This window comes from Enterobacter sp. 296B2 (assembly GCF_034106185.1).
In the GTDB taxonomy this organism is placed as follows: Bacteria; Pseudomonadota; Gammaproteobacteria; order Enterobacterales; family Enterobacteriaceae; genus Enterobacter; species Enterobacter cloacae_N.
Map to the genome: position 1 here is coordinate 1 of NZ_JAWNCA010000081.1, position 564 is coordinate 564.

1 protein-coding gene is annotated in these 564 nt (G+C 47.7%); it reads left to right on the top strand.

Going from position 1 to position 564, the window contains the following annotated elements:
- Positions 1–534 (top strand): hypothetical protein (locus tag URZ40_RS23150; RefSeq protein ID WP_320721258.1); only part of this gene is annotated, 534 nt, incomplete at its 5' end.
- Between the last annotated feature and the right edge of the window lie 30 nt (positions 535–564).

The window sequence follows — 564 nt, forward strand, 5'->3', positions numbered from 1 at the left end:
CAGCGGGGGATTCATTCTGAACCTGTCAGCCAGTTTTACAGAATATTTACTAAAAAGTTTGTCCATCCCTCAGAACGATACATCGCTATTACAGGCTGGGGAGTCGGTGGGTTTCGTGTCTCTAAGGACTACGGGAAAACGTGGCAGGTTGCACAATTTTCTCCCGGAGGAAACGAACCGGATGGAATGAACTCACCTCCGCGAGATGATGTTGTTTCTTTCACAGTGGTGAATGACCAGGGCTTTCTGCAGACAAAGCACAGCCTTTATATGTCATCCAGACCATTTGACGATCCGCGCGTATTGCCAGGTGGTTCTGGAATTAAGTACCAGCTTGAAAATGGTGAGGTGGACGAAATAACTTCAGATGCACCTGGCTGGAAATGGGGGATGGTGTATTTCACAAAAGGATGGCTGAAGGGAAAAGTCGTCAGGCGTGAATCCAATTATCAAAATTTACCCGATAAGGTCCCTGAAGTGAAAGGTTACACCGGCTGGGACCATATGCAATGTGACATGGATGCGGGGCGCTAACCAATGAAAGCATTATGCTCAGGCATGGCT